The sequence below is a fragment of the Collinsella sp. CLA-AA-H302 genome (assembly GCF_040093305.1).
In the GTDB taxonomy this organism is placed as follows: Bacteria; Actinomycetota; Coriobacteriia; order Coriobacteriales; family Coriobacteriaceae; genus Collinsella.
The window spans coordinates 1-16952 of record NZ_JBBNJW010000001.1; the positions used below are offsets into that span (position 1 = coordinate 1).

General features: G+C 56.5%; 17 protein-coding genes and 1 tRNA gene. 1 reads left to right on the forward strand and 17 read right to left on the reverse strand.

All coding sequences use genetic code 11. From position 1 onward, the window contains the following. Window positions 1-187: 187 nt before the first annotated feature. The 14 genes from AAAV21_RS00005 to loaP form a co-directional block, all read right to left on the reverse strand. A complete protein-coding gene (locus AAAV21_RS00005) occupies window positions 188-898 on the reverse strand; it encodes an IspD/TarI family cytidylyltransferase (protein ID WP_349106466.1) in 711 nt (236 codons plus the stop codon). 2 nt (window positions 899-900) lie between these two features. Continuing rightward, window positions 901-2469 (reverse strand): phosphotransferase, encoded by a 1569-nt coding sequence (locus AAAV21_RS00010; RefSeq protein ID WP_349106469.1) that lies wholly within the window; start codon window positions 2467-2469, stop codon window positions 901-903. After that, window positions 2462-3682: a CDP-glycerol glycerophosphotransferase family protein gene (locus tag AAAV21_RS00015; protein WP_349106899.1), complete on the reverse strand. Its 1221-nt coding sequence runs from the start codon at window positions 3680-3682 to the stop codon at window positions 2462-2464. The genes AAAV21_RS00010 and AAAV21_RS00015 overlap by 8 nt, the downstream gene beginning before the upstream one ends. Before the next feature lie 5 nt (window positions 3683-3687). Beyond that, the gene (locus AAAV21_RS00020; RefSeq protein ID WP_349106471.1) at window positions 3688-5103 is read right to left on the reverse strand and encodes a polysaccharide biosynthesis C-terminal domain-containing protein; all 1416 of its coding nucleotides are present in this window, start codon (window positions 5101-5103) and stop codon (window positions 3688-3690) included. Next, window positions 5090-6319, reverse strand: a complete 1230-nt coding sequence (locus AAAV21_RS00025; protein WP_349106474.1) for an O-antigen ligase family protein — start codon at window positions 6317-6319, stop codon at window positions 5090-5092. The genes AAAV21_RS00020 and AAAV21_RS00025 overlap by 14 nt, the downstream gene beginning before the upstream one ends. 34 nt (window positions 6320-6353) lie before the next feature. Next, a complete protein-coding gene (locus AAAV21_RS00030) occupies window positions 6354-7049 on the reverse strand; it encodes an acyltransferase (RefSeq protein ID WP_349106476.1) in 696 nt (231 codons plus the stop codon). 15 nt (window positions 7050-7064) lie between these two features. Next, entirely contained in the window at window positions 7065-8102 is a 1038-nt protein-coding gene (locus AAAV21_RS00035) for a glycosyltransferase family 2 protein (RefSeq protein WP_349106478.1), read from the reverse strand. Window positions 8103-8117: 15 nt separating this feature from the next. Next, window positions 8118-8675: an acyltransferase gene (locus AAAV21_RS00040; protein WP_349106481.1), complete on the reverse strand. Its 558-nt coding sequence runs from the start codon at window positions 8673-8675 to the stop codon at window positions 8118-8120. Next, window positions 8668-9534, reverse strand: coding sequence for a LicD family protein (locus AAAV21_RS00045; protein ID WP_349106482.1), 867 nt, complete (start codon window positions 9532-9534; stop codon window positions 8668-8670). The genes AAAV21_RS00040 and AAAV21_RS00045 overlap by 8 nt, the downstream gene beginning before the upstream one ends. 1 nt (window position 9535) lies before the next feature. Then, window positions 9536-10594, reverse strand: coding sequence for a glycosyltransferase (locus tag AAAV21_RS00050; protein ID WP_349106484.1), 1059 nt, complete (start codon window positions 10592-10594; stop codon window positions 9536-9538). A 47-nt stretch (window positions 10595-10641) separates the two neighbouring features. Further along, complete coding sequence (gene wecB / locus AAAV21_RS00055) at window positions 10642-11751, reverse strand: UDP-N-acetylglucosamine 2-epimerase (non-hydrolyzing) (RefSeq protein ID WP_349106486.1); 1110 nt, start codon at window positions 11749-11751, stop codon at window positions 10642-10644. After that, on the reverse strand, window positions 11744-12550 hold the full coding sequence (locus AAAV21_RS00060) for a WecB/TagA/CpsF family glycosyltransferase (RefSeq protein WP_349106488.1): 807 nt from the start codon (window positions 12548-12550) through the stop codon (window positions 11744-11746). The genes wecB and AAAV21_RS00060 overlap by 8 nt, the downstream gene beginning before the upstream one ends. Then, window positions 12537-13286 (reverse strand): sugar transferase, encoded by a 750-nt coding sequence (locus AAAV21_RS00065; protein WP_349106490.1) that lies wholly within the window; start codon window positions 13284-13286, stop codon window positions 12537-12539. Before AAAV21_RS00065 ends, AAAV21_RS00060 begins: the two co-directional genes overlap by 14 nt. Window positions 13287-13353: 67 nt before the next feature. After that, window positions 13354-13899 (reverse strand): antiterminator LoaP, encoded by a 546-nt coding sequence (gene loaP / locus AAAV21_RS00070; protein WP_349106492.1) that lies wholly within the window; start codon window positions 13897-13899, stop codon window positions 13354-13356. 935 nt (window positions 13900-14834) lie between these two features. Here loaP and tnpA point away from each other — a divergent pair. After that, window positions 14835-15305 (forward strand): IS200/IS605 family transposase, encoded by a 471-nt coding sequence (tnpA, locus tag AAAV21_RS00075; RefSeq protein ID WP_349106494.1) that lies wholly within the window; start codon window positions 14835-14837, stop codon window positions 15303-15305. A gap of 144 nt (window positions 15306-15449) precedes the next feature. On the opposite strand, the gene AAAV21_RS00080 is transcribed toward tnpA, so the two are convergent. The 3 genes from AAAV21_RS00080 to AAAV21_RS00090 all read right to left on the reverse strand — a co-directional run bounded on the left by AAAV21_RS00080 (window position 15450) and on the right by AAAV21_RS00090 (window position 16936). After that, a tRNA-Ala gene (locus AAAV21_RS00080) sits at window positions 15450-15525 on the reverse strand. A 70-nt stretch (window positions 15526-15595) separates the two neighbouring features. Further along, window positions 15596-16237, reverse strand: coding sequence for a thiamine diphosphokinase (locus AAAV21_RS00085; RefSeq protein ID WP_349106496.1), 642 nt, complete (start codon window positions 16235-16237; stop codon window positions 15596-15598). A 9-nt stretch (window positions 16238-16246) separates the two neighbouring features. Beyond that, on the reverse strand, window positions 16247-16936 hold the full coding sequence (locus AAAV21_RS00090; RefSeq protein ID WP_349106499.1) for an HAD family phosphatase: 690 nt from the start codon (window positions 16934-16936) through the stop codon (window positions 16247-16249). Window positions 16937-16952 lie beyond the last annotated feature (16 nt).

Consider the following 16952-nt stretch of genomic DNA (forward strand, 5'->3'; position numbering starts at 1 on the left):
AACAGCGCCACCGAAACGATCGAGGACACGATGTCGTACGAAAGCAGCATCTGGGGCAGCGAGTACATGTCGTCGACTAACAGAGCCTTGTTTTAAGGTCATGAATTTTAAAGCTTCAAGAAAACCCATTGAAATCGTACGCTCAATAAAATCTGCACATACTGGCCAAGACGGGCAAGGAAGGGAATCACTCCAGATCATCCGCAGCCAGAATCCATCCTTTGAACAGCCTCAGATCCTCGGCCGTCGTGATCTTGATGTTCGCGGTCGAGCCCTTGGAGAACCATATGCGCTCCCCCATCGCGAACATCAGGCTCGTGGTGTGCGGCTCCACCTTGTCCAGAAGACCGCGGCGGGCGCCCTCCTCGTAGACCCACTTGGCGTATCCGTAGCGCAGCGCCTGCGGGGAGTTCAGGCACATGACCTCGTCGCGGTCCACGAACTCGCTCGTTCCCTCGCCGTCGCCCGGGGTCGCGGCCAGGTACACCTGGCTGTGCGCGGGGCTGGCGTTGCCGTGCATCCCGCAGACGCGTATCGCGTCGGAGATGACCTCGTCGGACACGAACGGGCTGGCGCCGTAGTGGACGAGCACCTGGTCGTCGTCGGAGATCTCGCCCTCGAGGTTCCTGAGGCCGCTGATGACGGAGTCCTGGAACTCCCTGCCGCCCTCGGCCACCCAGCGGACCTTGTCGAAGCCGCCGGCGTCGCAGATGGCGCGCAGCTCGTCCTCGTAGCCCTTACGGCAGACCACCTCTATCGCGTCCACCTCAGGGTGGTTCTGGAACCTCTCGATGGTGTAGGACAGCACGGGGCGCCCCAGGACCTCTATGAACTGCTTGGGCACGTCGGCGCCCACCCGGGTGCCTCGGCCGCCTGCTAGTATTATCGCTACGTTCATCTCTAATTATCTCCATACATCTCGAGCGCAAGCGGGAGGTAGAGGTTGAGTGCGCGCCAGCTCCGCAGCATGAAGAAGCCGTCCTCGCCCAGCGTGTCCTTGAACAGGCACCAGCACACCCAGTACCAGGAGCACAGCGCGAACACGCCATAGGCGTGGCGTCTCTCCCCGGGGCTCGGCTCGCGCCCGAAGTACAGCGCCAGGATCTCGTCGCCCTTCTCGCGCGAGAGCCCGTCGCGCACCACCATGGTCGCCAGGTCGTTCATCGGGTCGTTCATGCCCGCGTACTCCCAGTCGATCATGCAAAGGCCCTCGTCGCCGACGATCCAGTTGACCGCGTACGTGTCGTTGTGACAGAGCACCCTCGGCCACTCGTCGAGCTCCACGTGGTGCCATACCCGGCCCAGGCTGCGCCTCAGTCCGGCGAGGCGCCCCACGGCCTCGCCCTTCCTCGGGGAGGCGAGCTCGAGCAGGCGGTCGCCCTCGGAGAGGAGGTCGACCGCGAGCGCGCAGGAGGCCCCGCTCTCGTGGAACGCGCGGATTTGCCCCACGCCCGCAGCGAGGTCCGCGGGGTTCTCGTAGTCAAAGGAGCGCGAAGAGGGCACGAAGCGCGAGAGCTTCCAGCCCTCGGGGCTGATGTCGATGACGGAGGGGTCGATGCCCAGTTCCATCGCCGTGCGCTCGGCAACCACCTCGGCGTCGCGGTCGACCAGGGCGGAAGAGCTCACGCCCGGGTGCCTGTAGACGTACTTCTCGTGCCTGAGGTGGAACGAGAACGAGACGTTCGTCAGGCCCGCGTTCAGCGGCTTGATGTGGGTTATCTCCTCGGGCGCGCACGAGAGAAGGCGGCAGATGTTGGCGATTGCGGCGGGGCTCACGTTCGCGAGCACGCCGTCCTCGCCGAGCTCCTCCATGCTGTCGAACTCGTGCACGCCCTCGGGGGCGGCGACGGCGAAGAGCGGCAGCTCGTCGGCATGCCGGCCCCAGAACTGCTCCCACAGGAGGCCCTTGACGCCGATGTACCCGCGTTCGCGGTCGTAGAGCCCGAAGAACCGCTCCGCCCACTCGGGCGCGATATAGGCAGCGCCCACCATGCAAGTGCCCGAGGGGGCTCCGCAGCGGAGGTTCGCCAGCCGCCCGTCGGTGCGGACGTCCGCGACGAGCTCGCGCGTGGCGTCCCCCTGCTCGCGCACCATGCGCACGGAGCGGTCCCCGCCGCCGAAGCCGACGAACGGGTTCTCCGCGTACCAGTGGTCGGCGCAGCACAGGAAGGAGCCACCCAGGCGGTCGCGAACGAGGTCCAGGCTCGAGAGGTTCGACTCGTCTGCCCAGCGGGTGCTCACCACCAGGTCGACGCCAAACCTGTCCTCGAGGTAGAAGAAGTGCTCCTTCTCGTAGCCCACAACCACGGCGATGTCCTCGACGCCCGCCTCGCGAAGCTGACGGATTTGCCGCTCGATGAGCACCTCGCCCCTGTATTCGAAAAGCCCCTTGGGCTTGTCGTACAGCGGCGGGAAGAACTGAGAAGACTTGCCGGCGGCAAGGATAATGGACTTGTTGACCTTAACCACGACCAATCACCTCTTCGACGGTCACACCCGGGGTAGCCAAGGAATTAATGATTTTGGCAATTGCCTCGTCGCCGCGCCCGTCGTCCTCTAGACCGATCATCTCCGAAAATCGCTCAACATCACGCTTGTGATCGTCTTCGCTATACCCCAAGATTTCCGAAAGAAGCTCCTCCTCATTTTGAGCAACGGGGAAAGGGCGATCCTGCAGCGAGTAATAGAAGCCTCTGTCATCGCTATAAGAAGCAACATCAGGGGCATAAATGAATCCAGGCCTGCCCGTAAGCATAAAATCCTCCATGATAGATGAGTAGTCGGTTAGAAGCACATCTGTAGCTGAAAGAAGCTCCTGGGCGTCTTTATAGAAGCTGGCATCTGCATTCTTTTGCAAGAAATCGGGCCTGTGCAATTTTGCAATATTCGGATGCAAGCGATAAGCGAATGTAAACTTACGTCCGAACCTTTCGCCTAGCGCATGAATTAAAGCATCATAGTCAAAGCGGTAGGCATCCATCTCTTCGTTACGCCTGAAAGTGGGAGCATAGACGCAAAGTAATTCATCCTCAGGAATTCCCAGAATATCACGGACTTTTCTTCGAGCTACGTCATCGCCTAGAACCAAAGGCCTGTTCCTAGGATTACCGCACCTAACAATAGGCCCGCTGTACCAAAACGCCCTTCGATAGACATCCTCATAGAGGCGATTGTCTGCGAACATCAGGTCCGTATCATTTCCATCTCGCTTGGCATCGCGAACATATTCATAGGGAAGGTGCTCGGCAACGTCTCCCTCAACGCGTTTAGGCGAAAGATAAGCATGCCAGGTCTGAATGTAGATTTGATCTTTCCGCTTTGGAACGTTCTTCGATCGACGGCAATTGTCTATCCAGAATCTTGCAGTCGACAACTCGTAACGAGCTTGATGGCTCCCGTAGGCAACTTGGCGAACGTAAGAAGGGATATCGTCTTGAGGTTCGTTCAACAGAAGAACGAGGTCGAATTTACCAGGATAAAGTCTATTCAACGCCTCGGAAATATATTTCGGATTGCATAAGTAGCCACGGCCCATGTTGCATATAAGAACTACTTTTCGATAATCGATCTCAGCCTTGCGAGAAAGTAGAACTCCATCGAGCCGTTTCGGTGCCTCGGGAATATCTTTAATACTAAACCAAATTGGCTTAGCCGTATTTTTTATGACTTCAGTTAAAGGCATTACGATCACCTAACTCCTTTTATCGAAAACAACTTCTTCGTCACACCGACAAGGTCCTTCGCGTAGAGAACAACGACGACGATAAAAAGTGCGGACAAGAGCGCATACATACCTATCTCATCAGTAACTAAAAGAAGGGTGAGGGACTGAGCTATCAAAAGAGCGTAAGTGGCGACATCACGCACAAGATTGATGCGGATCCTCACGTAGCGCTTGGCACGAACGAGTCTGAGAATCCAAACTTCCACATAGCAAATCGTTGTGGAAATAGCGGCTGCCATAGGACCAAAGAAAGGAACGAAAATGAGGTTCAGCACAAGATTGGTGATCGCTCCGGCAGCAGAAGATGTTGCAAAGCTCTTGGTGTCTTTCACGGCGGTGAAAAAACCGCCGAGATAGTTTGAGAGAGCGCCGAAGATAATCGCAATCGTCAGCCAGGGGACGTACTGCCAAGCAATGAAAAAATCGTTCGCATAAAGAAAGCGGGCAAATACCTTATCTAAAACGATGATCGCAGAACAGACAATGGTGAGCATGCAGTTGTAAATTGAATAGGTCTGGGCAAAGAACCCATTGCTGTCATCAGGGTCGTAGTCTTTTACGACCGAGAGGGTCCAGGCTTGACTGAAGATATTTTGTAAGATGCTCAGAATCGAAGGGATCTTGGAGGCGACTGAGTAGATACCATTTGCCGCCAAGCCACAGAAGAATATGACAACGTAGCGGTCAGAGACGCTCGTCACCCACCAGGCAATGCTGTTGGCGGCAAGTGGGAGCGAATAGACAATAAGCTCTTTAGTCTCTAATTTATATGCAGAAAAGAGCCGTATATGTTTTAGGATTCCCGTCTTGATAACTAGGAAAATTAATTGACTAAGTGGGCCAAGGATATTGGCGAGAAAATAGCCATCAAGCCCCATGTTAAGGGGAACGAGCAAGACGACGTTAAGCACAATCGTAATGAACGATCCGAGGACACCAGAGATGGATAAATCGGCTATTTTATCAACTCCACGCGCATAAAAGAGCAATAGTCCCGAAAAGGCCTGCGACGCGAACATCAATAGAAAGTAAAAAAAATACAAAGGGGTGAGCTCAAATAGATCAGTCCGGCTCACGATTAAGAGCCCCACCATTACAAGAGAGGTTCCTAAGAGGGTGCACCTGAATCCAACCGTAGCAACGCCATCCCTGTCATAGTCCCTTTCCAAAGAGAATCTAAGCACGCCCTCTTGAATATTTAAAGTAACAATTGGCAGTAGAACCCCGACAGTCGTATAGAAGACGTCATAGGTACCGTACTCGCCAGTCGTGAGGACGCTTGTATATAACGGAACCAGGAAGAAACTCAGCAATTTGGTTGCAAAATTGCTGATTGTAAGAAGCCCAACGTTTTTTAACAGATATTTATACCGTCCCATTTTCGCCCCCCTCTTCTAAAGAGGAGTGTGATTTCACCCAAATAACCATGGGGATTGCGGCGAACAAGAGCTGCGATCCGTAATAAATATCGACGTTGTCCGTAAAAAATAGGACGAACATGAATAGGGTGATCAGAACATACGCGTTGAAGGTTTCCTCGTCGCACACCTTGTGAATCCAAGCCGGGAGATAGACAAGAAAATATCCGAGCCAGCAAAGAAATCCGAAAAAACCAATTTCATAGTAATACTTAAGGATGTCGCAATGGACTCCTCCGACATGCAGGTAAGAATAAGTTGTCGTAAATAAATGCGTAAGCGAGTTGACACCCGCACCGATATAGAGAGGGCTAAACACACTATTGTCAACGGTAACCTGCCAATAGTAGTTTCTACCCATTACATTTAGAGAGTGGCCCGACATCCAGCTAGAGATGAAGCCGTTATACAACAGCACGACAAAGACGAAGCAGCAGACTGCCAGTAAAAACAAACCAGCCGAGTAAATCTGCGCCCCGGCTTTCTTCCCTAAATGACTATGAATAACGTGGACCACAACAACCACGACGATCGCAAGAAGGACAATTCGCTTAAAACCCATGAAGCACATTGTAAGAGACGCAATTGATTTGATTCCCCTCCCCCGTTCGCAATCGATCAAGAGGTAATAAACCGACAAGAAGGCAGCAGTGAAGGTAAACTGATGCGTTTCGAATGGGTTGAACGCCAAAGAATTAAACATAGCTTCAATGGGTGCGATTAGACAACCAATACCCGCAATCATGCACGTATACGGAACAACAAAAAGAAACGAGACGAGGCATGAATAAAAGACAAGATCGATGGTCTTTTTGCCATATAGATAAACAGACGCGATTGGGAGTGCAACAGCAATGAACTGATTGAAACCCCCTGGGTGCCCCGAGGATGATAGGCCCGTAACAAATAGAAAGTAGGAATACAGCAGAATCAGCATTTTTGGCAGTGCGAACCTTATTCCAAGTGGCTTAAGCCCTCGGTTGAGAGGGCCGCTAGTAGAAACGGTCCTTGATAAAGCAACGACGATCCAAAAAACGGATATCCCGTATACGACAACATTCGGGATATCGTAACCCGCTACCTGAGTGTTAAGCGCGATGCCCATGCTGACGATGAATGCGAATTCATCGACGGTCAGACGGACACTCATTTTCCGCACCGATTTATCTATTGACATTTCATCCTTTCTGAAAGCGCGGGATGATCGTGCTTTATTTACAGTCATCGATGAAGTCGTTGTAATCCTCGTATTGTTTAGCGCTCTTCATCCACTTTAGGCTCTCATCCCACGTCCCCATCAAGCTCGCCTGCGACCTATGCACACCGCAGAGATGCTCGGGGTCTGCGAATAGCGGGAAGTACTCACGAATCTCCTCGGGCTTGGGATTGCGGCCCCACCCTGAACGGAATCTCCGCACGTATTCCTTGGCTTCTTCGACCTGCGCTGCGGCTCTCTTCTCCCGATAGTGCTCCAATGAGCAGATTCGCCGAGCGGGCACCCCCCCCCAAACAGAATTGCCCTCGACATGACCGCTCACCACAGCATGGGCGCCGATAATCACGTTGTCCTCGATAGTCGTGCCGCAAAGGATGGTGGCGCCCCACCCGACGAAGACGTTGTTGCCGATGGTGACCGGTTTCTCGTTGCCCAGAATTTCGCCCGTCTTGCCCTTGACTACTGACCAGCCGTAGTCATGGGTAAGGATAGTAATGGGCCCCGTGAGGTTAACGTGGTCGCCGATTGTCAGAAGGTGTGGGTCGGTGATGTCGACACGTGTGTCACCGGGGCAATGGAACGTGACGTCCTCGCCAATAGTGACACCGCATGAACGCAGGTACTTCAAGTACCCCTCGTTGTTCACGAGAAGCTTGTTGTAAACCTTCCTCACCACGTCTCTCAAAGCCATGTTCGCGTCTCCAATCTAGATGACCCCCTTAACCGCAGCCATGTAGAGAACGTTTGCGGCCTGGTGCCTCAGCAACTGCACGAAGGCCTTCTGCTTAAAGCCGAGTCTCTCGCATGGGTAGTCATTAATCACTTTCAGCAGGCGTTCGTCGCCCGCCATATTTCGTATGGCACGGCAGGCTTCGCGTCGGCTCTTGCCGCTTACGCGAGGCACTTCCTGCGAGATGCACATCTTCATATTGATAAATAAGGTCTTTTTTAATCTCAAAACGCATTCCGCCTCCGAAGGCGAGCCTGCCACAAGTCGAAGGGCGTAGTCGTAGAAGAACAGACAAGCGTCGAAGCGATCCGGTCTATAAGAAGTGGTGAGTGACGAGAGATTCGTGCGGTACGAATATCCCACGCAACTCGTCGTCACCACCTTGTTGCAAGTCAGGAGGTACCTGTATTTAAAGACGAAGTCTTCGCTGATTACCTCGCGTTCTGAGGGAAAGCGCAGAGCATGTTCGTCTATGTTCGACTTTGCGAATATAGACGAACATGCCGACATTGGAATCGAGTCGGACGCCTCGGGCGCGCTGCCGCACACGCGGGGGACGAGCCTCTTCGCCAGTCTTTCACCTTCCCACACGGCATCCTCGAGCTTAAACTCGAACTGAGGGTTTCCCTCTCCGTCGCGCTTGGTGAACCCACCCAGAACACAATCCGCTCCTGTGTCCTCGATGGCGCGGGCGAAAGTCTCGACCATGTTGGACTCGAGCCAGTCGTCGGAATCAACGAACATAACATGTGTGGTCTCTGGAAGCAGATTATCGAGTCCCGTGTTACGCGCGAAACCAAGCCCTGCGTTCTCCTTATGCACTGTCCGCACGCGATCGTTCTCAAAGGAGAGTCGATCACACAGCTCGCCCGACCCGTCGGTCGACCCGTCGTCGATGAGCAGTACCTCGAACACCGAGTACGACTGTTCCAGAATGGAGCAGACACACCGTTCAAGATAGCGTCTAACGTTGTACACGGGCACGATTAAGGTTAATTTCAGATTTTGATCCACGTTTAAATAGGCCTTCTAGTCGTATCTCTTAATCAACCGAGCGGGCACCCCGGCGTACAGAGCGCCCGCTTCGTTAAGGTCGCGCGTGACAACAGAGTTCGCTGAAACAAGAGAGCAGCACGCAATCGAGCAGCCGCGCGTAACGACCGTATTAGCGCAAAGCCAACAACGATGACCGATCGAAACCGGCGCGTGGAGTAACTTCGAGCTAACCCCCCCCCTGCGATCGAATTCGTGGTCGTGGTCGTAAATCTGGACATTAGGACCAAAGAGCGTGTCTGCGCCGATGCGGGCGGATTCGACTACCGTCACTCGGCAGCCCTCGTTCATGTAGACGCCGTCTTCCAGTACTAAAGTTGCGCCTTTATTGACCTGTACGATGCACTCGGGGCTCAAATAAACGCCCGCACCGATGCTGAGGGAGGCGCCCTCGCCCAAAATCAACCGTGTGCCCTTGCCCAGGTACAATGGTTTGCCTGAGGCGATCTTGAGCCGATTTCCGGCCACAATGCGCACCCTTAGCACCCGTAGGGCGGAGGCGCCCCATTTAAGAGCCTTAGCAATCCTATTCATCGGTGCTTCCGCTGCTCGTGGACCCGAAGTCGCTGGAAGCGTTGACGCGCCATGCCTTCAGCTCATGCGCAATTCGTTTGTCGACAGGCGGAAGTGACATATAGTCCCCGTACATTATCGAGAGATAGCGATCCGCATCCTTAAAGCCAAAGAACCGTTCGTTTTCGAATTCGTATTCAACCAAGTTGCTAAACAGGCTTGCGGGGAAAACCTCCAGCGACTGGCTGACCGCCCAAGCCAGATTGGCGGCAGTGCCGATAGTCGAAAAGCAACCGTTATCCGTCATCGTTCTTAGCTTACCGAGAGCCCACTGTTGCAGAGGGGTGTGCCTGGCAAACGCGCCGAAGACGGTTTTGAAGCAGCCAGCAACTCCTGGCTGTCCCGAGCTCCATCTTGATGCTTGGAACAGGTACTTATATCGAACTGCTGCATCCCAGGCCTTGCTGGCTTCGGCTTCACATTCGAAAGAAACAATCGGAAAGATATCGATCCACACATATTCGCGGATTCCCTCAGCAATGAATGCAGACTTTACCTCAATGCTGGTATCCACCAGTTTTTCAAAAGGAATTGCAGCTGAACCTTTAAGGTTCAGCTGACTGGCAAGCCCAACATGGGATTGCTCCGCTCCAGCACGGGAGGCGAAGCCAGCCAGAAACTTCCTGTAGTCCTCAACGGGCATGACGACATCGATATCATCATCCCAGGGAATGAACCCCTTGTGCCTAACCGCACCGAGAAGAGTGCCGGAACCCATTGAATATCGCAGATTGTTCTCTCGACAATAGCAGTCGAAAATGCGAAGGAGGCGCAGCTCGGCAGCTTTCACCTCTTGCATGGATAAATACTCAGTCGGCATATTACGCCCCTTTAGTCATATTTCTATAGCGATCAGAGAGCTGCTTGTAGAGCGACCGCGTGGTGTAACCCGCTTTATCGAGAAACGGAGCATAGTCCGCCTCGGCAGTGAGTTCCCTTTTGCCGGCGCAGGCTTTCAGCAGATCGGCCCACTCCTTGTCGGAAAGCGAAAGTGCTGCGCGCTTGAGAAGGCCCGTCAGATCGGCCTCTTGGGTAACCGCGTCAGAGCTGAGGATGGGCAGTCCATTTGCCTGGGCCTCAATGAAGGCAATCGGTAGCCCCTCGTGGAAAGAGGGGGCAAGCAGCGCATCCATGGCGCTGTAGTACCTCCAGATATCGTCAACGGTACCGATGAAAACCGCCGATTCGCTCAGCCCCAATTTGGCCGCCTTCTCCTTCGCAAGGGGAAGTTCCTCGGCTTGGCCGAAGAGCAGAAGGCGGTAATCGGCCTCACTGGAGCGCAGCTGATTGAAGATATCGAGGGCGCGCAGGGTGTTTTTCGCAGGAATGCCTGCCCCGACAAACCCTATGACGGTGGCATTGCCCGGGATCCCAAGCCGATGTCTAACGGCAGCTCGGTCAGAGGACGAGAATCGGAATTTATCGGAATCGACCCCGTTGTGCACCAAGGCATAGCCAGCGCCCTGAAAGAGATATTCACCTGCGACCTCGCTGCATGCCCAGCGCTCACTCGCCGACGGGAGAAACCTCTCAATCATGGCCACGTTGACCATATTCTTCAAACGCGAGGTGCTGCCAAGCGCGCTGTTATGGCAGTGCACGATGCGCGAGGGAACTCCGGCTTTTTTGGCCTCAGAGGCGAAGACGAAGCCGAGCGCATTGTTCGTGTGAATCTGAACGATGTCGAAACTGTGCTTCGATAGAAAAGCGCCAAGGCGCTTCGCCCCCAGAGTGCCAACCAGTAGCGGGCTGTAGCTATCGATTAGAGGACCGAAGAATCGCTCTCCGAACCTGTCCCCTTCGACTCTTCCCACCGACAGCACGCTCTGCTCGATATCGGGAGCCGGGCAATCGAGCATCGTGGAGACGAAGGTCCTCACCCCGCCCCTTCCGGGCCCTAGCTGTTGAATGATGTGCAGGACCCGAATCATCGCGACCTACCTTCCAACACATCGCCGATCCGCTCGCTCGCATGACCATCTCCGTAGGGGTTCGAAGCATGGCTCATCGCCTCATACTCGGCCTGATCGCTGAGCAGACGACTGAACTCGCGGTAGATCACGTCCTCCTCGGTGCCCACGAGCTTCAGCGTGCCGGCTGCTACGCCCTCGGGGCGCTCGGTGGTGTCGCGCATGACGAGCACAGGCTTGCCCAGGCTCGGCGCCTCCTCCTGGATGCCGCCGGAGTCGGTGAGGATGAGGTGGCTTGCCGCCATGAAGTTGTGGAAGTCGAGCACCTCGAGCGGGTCGATGATGTGCAGGCGGTCGAAGCCGTCGAGCTCCTCGTGCGCCGCCTTGCGGACGAGCGGGTTCATGTGGATGGGGTAGATCGCCTTGGTGTCGGGGTGCTCCTCCATCACGCGGCGGATGGCGCGGAACATGCGGTGCATGGGCTCGCCGAGGTTCTCGCGGCGGTGCGCCGTGATTAGGATGAGGCGGGAGCCCTCCGCCCACTCGAGCTCGGGGTGGGCGTAACCCTCGCGCACGGTGGTGCGCAGGGCGTCGATGCCGGTGTTCCCGGTGACCCAGATCTTGGATTCGGGCTTGCCCTCGTCGAGCAGGTTCTGCTTGCTCGCCTCCGTGGGGGCGAAGTAGTACTCGCTCACGATGTCGACGGCCTGGCGGTTGAACTCCTCCGGCCAGGGGCTGTAGATGTCGTGCGTGCGCAGGCCCGCCTCGACGTGACCCACGGGGATCTGCAGGTAGAAGCACGCGAGCGCCGCGGCGAAGCTGGTCGTGGTGTCTCCGTGGACCAGGACGACGTCGGGCCTCTCGTCCTCGAGGACGGCCCTGAGCTTGAGCAGCACGTCGCACGTCACGTCGAACAGCGTCTGGCCCGGCTTCATGATCGCAAGGTCGTAGTCGGGAGCCACACCGAAGACGCGCAGCACCTGGTCGAGCATCTCGCGGTGCTGGCCCGTCACGGTCACGACGGTCTCGAACTCATCCGTGCGCGCCTTCAGCTCGTTGACGAGCGGGCACATCTTGATCGCCTCCGGTCGGGTTCCGAAGACGAGCATTACTTTCTTCTTAGACATTGGCCTTGCTCCTCTTTGACTCCTTGCGGAGAAGCATGTAGAAACGGGTGTTACCGACTAGATAGCGCTTCACCAGGCGCTTGGGCTCCTGCATCATGCGGAAGAGCCACTCCAGGTTCGCGCGCTGCATCCACATCGGCGCTCGCGGGATGTTGCCGGAGACGACGTCGAACGAGCCGCCCACGCCCACGAAGGCGCCCTTGGCGCCCAACTCGCGGAAACGCTCGATAAGGCGCTCCTTCTTGGGCGAGGTGATGCCCACGAAAACGATGTCGGGTTTAGTCTGCTCAACCTCGGATATCACGGCGTCGAACTCGTCGTTGCCGAAGTAGCCGTCACGGTAGCCCGCGAGGACCATATTGGGATACCTCTCGGACAGTACCTCGGCAGTCTCGGCGACCACCTCGGCCTTGGCGCCCAGCAGGTAGACCCTGTGCCCCTCGCGCTCGGCCAGCCCGCACAGCTCCCACATGAGGTCGATGCCGGCCACTCGTCCGGGCAGGTCCACGCCCAGCTTCTTGGCGGCCATGACCATGGACGCACCATCGGCATTCACGATTTCGCATCGGCGCACGCATGCGTCCATCTCTGGATCGTCGCGCATCTGCAGCAGCTTGTCGGCGTTCACGCCGATAAGGTGGGCGAAGCGCCCCTCCTTGATGAGCGCGTCGGTCGCCTCGACGGTCTGCTCCATCGTCCAGGGGTCAACGGGGGCGCCCAGGACTTCGACTCGCCCAGGAAGATCAACCCTTGAACTGGCGTCTTCGTATTTCCATCTAGTCTCTTTAGCAAGCGCCATTTCCGCTGACAACCTCAATCACAGTGAGTAGGATTATTTTCAAATCGAAGAAAACGCCCCGATTGGCGATATATTCCAGGTCGCGACGGACCATGCCGTCGAATCCCGTCGAGTTGCGCTCAGTGACCTGCCACCAGCCGGTGATCCCCGGCTTCACAGCCAAACGCTGCAGGTCGTACTCCGTATACTCTGCGACCTCATTCGGCAGCGGCGGGCGCGGGCCCACCACGGACATCTGCCCCATGAACACGTTGAGGAACTGCGGGGACTCATCGATGGAGTGCTTGCGGATGAACCTGCCGATCTTGGTGACGCGGGGGTCCTCCCTCATCTTGAACATGGCGCCGGCGATCTCGTTCTGCTCCCTGAGCTCGGCGAGGCGCTCGTCGGCGTCCCTGTACATGGATCGGAACTTCCACATGCGGAAGGTTGACAGGCTGCCGTCACGGTGGGTCTGGCCCACGCGGATCTGGCTGTAGAACGGGTTGCCCTCGCTCTCAAGGCGGATGGCCGCGGCGAGCACAAGGCTGGGTACGGCGATGACAGCCAGCACGCAGCCGCTGAACACGATGTCGAACGCGCGCTTAGCGGTGCGGTAGGCAAGGCGCGAGCGATCCCAGTCCATAATGGATTGCATGGCCCTGTAGCGGCCGGCGCCCTCACGCCGGTCCATGGCCTGAGCAATCAGTGCCGCCCCCGCGGGCGCATCCGTTGTATATTGAGTTTTATCCGACACGTTCTCTTCCAACACTACGTCCCCGCCTCCGAGGATCCTCCCTGTTCCGTTAAACAGTCGCCTGCAGCTAGGCAATCGCCTTTTTAAGGTTTCGCATGACGCGCTGCTCGGCCGAAAGCACGGCAAGGCCAACGCGGGTGGTTACGCGTCGGCCGCACAGGTCGAGCTCCAAATAAGCAGTGCTCTTGCGTCTGTTAATGGTTTTGATAAGGCCTTCGTGGCCCAGCAACGGACCTGCCGTCACTACGACCTTGTCACCGTCTTTTAGGGCCTCGCTCATGGGCACCACGCGGTCTCCCCTATGCGTAAAGCCGCCAATAAGTTGGACCTCTTCTATTGCCAGCGGCACAAACTGACCGTCCTGTGATAACACCCGGGCAAAGTCGTCCATGCGTAGCAGATACTGTTGCACGGAGCGGGGATCTGCCGTATCGCAGATAAGATAACCGGGAAAGAGCGGCTTGGTCGTACTGACCCATTCGCCGTGTACTTTGATCTCGGTTTGAAATTGGGGATAAAAGAGCTCCTGCATGGTACCAGCCGGCACGATACGCTCAATGCGCTCGCGCATTACGTCTTCGCGACCGTTAATGACCTGGATTACATACCACACGAGCACCACCCCCTTGCTGTCTTACGTGTGGCTCACGGGGTTTGGGTATGGCTTCGCCAGGGCGCTTGTGCGCGAAGGCGCTCCATATTCAAACCCTGAGCCCAGTTAGACAAGCACGTGGCTCTGCCTCACCGTGAACGGTATGTATAAGTGCAGTTGCTAGAGACGCGGATGTGTATCGCAAAATGACCGCGTCCCCAGCTGGCTGCGTGCGAGCCAGTCAAGCGGGTGCAAAACTGGACCGCACGCAGCCAGCTATAGGACTGCTGTGGTATGCCATAACAACTTAATGCACTACCTAAAGCAAACTAATAAATAGCCACAAAAGCAAGTACAAAACGTGCATGGCAATCGATATTGGAGCTCGTGGTGTTTCTGGCACCGCCGTTACGGCCGGATGCTGATCGACCCTGCGCTTTGTGGCTTGCTGAGGCCGTGAGCACAGTTGAACTCATGTAACGTTAGGTATCCTAGCACAAGCTGTTAGTGAAACTGATTTGGGCTGCGTTGGACAACATATCGTTCATTTGACGTGCTTAAGGGGGTTGTTTTGGGATGTTGTTCACGTTGGCGCAGGTTATTGGGGTGCTGGCAATTATTGGAAGCGTTCCTGAAGCCCAACTGGAGCAGCGAGCTACACTGGTAATTGCGTTTGGATAACAAACTATGTACAGATATGGGAATAAATTGTGCAACTTTTTGTTTGTGTGGATGTGGGGTAATAGCGCGAGGAATTTTGGCATGAAAAAAGGCCTTCGGAATTCCGAAGGCCTTTGCATTAAAGGCTTTAGCCTGTGCGGGGCGCGTAGCGCGCCGCATCAGAAACCACCCGCTATGCGGGTGGGGCCAAACGGCTTCACAAAGCCGCCCCCTCGCCGGACACTTGCGATTGTTCAGGCCGCAAGGAATCCGAGTCGAGAGGGCGGTGGTGGCGTATGGCCCAGAAGGCCTACAGCCTGTCGCACACGAAGTGGATGTGCAAGTACCACGTCGTGTTCACGCCGAAGTATAGGCGCAAAGTCATCTACAACCAAATAAGGTCCGACCTTGGGGAGATCTTCAGGAAGCTCTGCCAGTACAAGGGGATAGAGATCATCGAGGGGCACCTGATGCCCGACCACGTCCACATGCTGCTGGCGATACCGCCGAAGTACAGCGTGTCGAGCGTGATGGGCTACCTGAAGGGGAAGAGCTCGCTGATGATATTCGACAAGCACGCGAACATGAAGTACAAGTTCGGCAACAGGAAGTTCTGGGCCGAGGGCTACTACGTGTCCACCGTCGGTCTGAACGAGGCCACGATCGCGAAGTACATCCGGGAGCAGGAGAAGGCCGACATCGCGCTCGACCGGCTGAGCGTCAAGGAGTACGAGGACCCCTTCGATAGGGGGCCGGGGCGCAAATAGCGCCGGTTTGACCGGCCCGCCACGGGTCAATCTGCAGCGCGGCCCGAACCCCGTGAGGGCCGGCGCCTTTAGACGCGTGCCGGAAATCCAAGGGTTATACCCTAAGAGCAAACCACCCCTTTTAGGGGTGGTTTTGATTCACGATGGTGGAGACGAGGGGGATCGAACCCCTGACCTCTTGACTGCCAGTCAAGCGCTCTCCCAGCTGAGCTACGCCCCCGTGACGAGGACATACTATAGGGGAAGTTGACGCGGCGTGCAAGGACTTTTTTGAGTCAGACTTTAAATGCCTATTGATATAGGAAAGCGATGGCGGTGCCGGTGTGGACTTGGATCGTGGCTGTTGACCTGACGACGTTGCTGATGCCTGTGTCCGCCAACAGGTCCAGGGGGCTGTGGTCTAGCTCCCACTCTAGGCCGTGTTCGCTTACCTCGGTGTTGGGGGCAATGGCGATGATGGAGAACGTCTTGCCCTCGGCGCCCTCAATGGTCCAGGATTCGCCTTCGTGCAGAATGCGAGCTGTGGTCGCGTCCTCGGCAATCCAGACGGGGGCCTCTTTGTAGCTGGATAGTAGACCTAGGACGCTTAGGGCCATGTCGGGACGGCCGCCCGTGGCGCAGGTCGCAACCACTTCGGCACCCGGCCAGCGGCGTCGGACGGAATCGAGCGCCAGTGCCAGGTCGGTATAGTCCTTGTACGGGTCGTGGCGCTCAACTTCAAAGTCGGTGGCGGCATCGACCAGCGCGCGGCCTGCGTCGCTCACCGTGTCGGCATCCCCCACATATACGTCGCAGCTCAAACCGGCACCCAGCAGAGCATCCAGGCCGCGGTCCACAGCGATGACGTGGTCGCACTCCCCTGCTAGCCTACGCAACAGATCCGCGCTCGCCACCACGGGCGAGCCGCAGACCACTAATGCCTTACAAACCACAGCCCTCGCCTATCCCTCAAAAGTAAGCACACGGGCAAGGTCAAGCTCCTCGTAGCTGTCGATAAAGATATCGCAGTTGCCACGCACTTCGTCGCGCTTCATGCGGCCGTGCGGGTCATAGATGCCCACGCGCTTAAAGCCAGCGACCCCAGAGCTCTTTAGGCCAAAAACGGCGTCCTCAAACACCCAGGCGCGCTCAAACCTGTGCCCATGACGCTCCTCCAGGCGGCGCAGCGCCAACTCGTACACATCGGGGAACTGCTTGGAGCGCCCTGCCTCGCCCGTCGTGGTAACAAACTCCATGTATGCGTCGAGCCCTGCGCCCGCGAGGGTGGACTGCACCAGCTCGGCTGGCGTAGACGTGGCAACGCACATGGAAATGCCCGCCGCCTTCGCCTGCTCCAAAAATGCCAGGAGCCCCTCGCGCGGCGGCACCTTGGAATAGCCATCGATGAGGATGTCGCTCAGCTCGCGATACAGCTCTTCGCCATTTGCGCCAATGCCCCAGGTGTCGTGGTAGGCCTGGCACTCGTCCTCGAGCGACAAATGCTCAAACTGGGCAAAATCGTCGACCGTCACGTCAACTCCGTGGCGGTGCAATAACTCGGGCTGGGCATAGGCCCAAACGGGGGTGCTATTAACCAGTGTGCCGTCGCAATCGAAAATAAAAGCAACGTTGGGGGCGGCGGTCTGGGACATAAACGAACCTTTCGAT